The organism is Nocardia sp. NPDC004722, from assembly GCF_053601505.1.
On sequence record NZ_JBSGBY010001118.1, the window covers coordinates 1 to 1,052 of the forward strand.

General features: G+C 62.6%; 1 protein-coding gene. It reads left to right on the forward strand.

Features of this window, described 5'->3' with window-relative positions; genetic code table 11:
- On the forward strand, positions 1 to 715 hold a 715-nt coding region (locus ACWELQ_RS46210), incomplete at its 5' end, for a UDP-N-acetylglucosamine 1-carboxyvinyltransferase (protein WP_452403276.1).
- Between the last annotated feature and the right edge of the window lie 337 nt (positions 716 to 1,052).

The following is a 1,052-nucleotide window of genomic DNA, read 5'->3' on the forward strand; positions in this document are numbered from 1 at the left end:
CGTCAATGCCGCGCGCGAACCGGAGATCGTGGATCTCTGCACCATGCTGGCGCGGATGGGCGCGAAGATCTCCGGCGCGGGCACCTCGGTACTGACCATCGAAGGCGTGGACAAGCTCGCACCGACTACCCACCGGGTGATCGGTGACCGCATCGTCGCCGCGACCTGGGGCATCGCCGCCGCCATGACCACCGGTGACGTGCGGGTGACCGGCATCAACCCCAAGCACCTGTCGCTGGTGCTGGACAAGCTGCGTTCCGCGGGCGCCCGAATCTCGTTCGAACCGGATGGTTTTCGCGTGGTGCAGGCGGATCGCCCGCGCGCGGTGAACTTCTCGACCCTGCCGTTCCCGGGATTTCCCACCGACCTGCAGCCCATGGCCATCGGCCTGGCCGCGATCGCGGACGGCACCTCGATGATCACCGAGAACATTTTCGAAGCGCGCTTCCGCTTCGTCGAAGAGATGATCCGCTTGGGTGCGGATGCCCGCACCGATGGGCATCACGCTGTGGTGCGCGGGATTCCGCGCCTGTCCTCGGCTCCCGTGTGGTCCTCCGACATTCGCGCCGGCGCGGGTCTGGTGCTCGCGGGCCTGGTCGCCGACGGTGTCACCGAAGTGCACGACGTCTTCCACATCGACCGGGGTTACCCGGATTTCGTGGAGAACCTGCGCTCGCTCGGGGCCGAGATCGAACGGGTCGGAACCGCCGACTGAACAACCGGTGTCGGGACGGGTTCGCGAAAACCCCTCCTGAACAGGCGATTTGACATGCGAACAACCAACACGTAACTTATTCCAGGTCAGAGCGACACGGACACCGACTCCGGTGAGACGAGCTTCGCCTGATGATCACACTAGCTCCCAACAACCAGCCGATTTGGTTCTGCTGCGCGTCTGGGGCTAAGCTTGAAAAGTTGCCTCACGATCGAGCGGGACATAGCGCCCGGGAGATCGTTTGTGCGTGTGTTCTTTGAGAACTCAATAGTGTGTCGATGAATGTCAGTGCCAAATATTTTATTTGGTTCCAATCATTCTCACCCCCGTGAGGGTG